At 61.5% G+C, this 252-nt stretch carries 1 pseudogene; it reads left to right on the forward strand.

The features are described from left to right. Window positions 1-252 (forward strand): annotated as a pseudogene (locus tag SB765_RS31875) (glutamate--cysteine ligase); the annotation flags it as partial.

Consider the following 252-nt stretch of genomic DNA (forward strand, 5'->3'; position numbering starts at 1 on the left):
GCACGTGTACCGCAAAGGCCTGGCCCTGCGCTACGGTCGCACCATGCAGTGCATCGCCGGTATTCATTACAATTTCTCACTGCCCGAAGCCCTGTGGCCGCTGCTGCGCGAAGCCGAAGGCAGCACTGAAGACAACCGCGACTACCAGTCGTCGGCTTACATCGCCCTGATCCGCAATTTCCGCCGCTACAGCTGGCTGCTGATGTACCTGTTCGGCGCTTCGCCAGCCCTGGACAAAGGCTTCCTGCGTGG

This window comes from Pseudomonas sp. SIMBA_067 (assembly GCF_046534675.1).
Lineage (GTDB): Bacteria > Pseudomonadota > Gammaproteobacteria > Pseudomonadales > Pseudomonadaceae > Aquipseudomonas > Aquipseudomonas putida.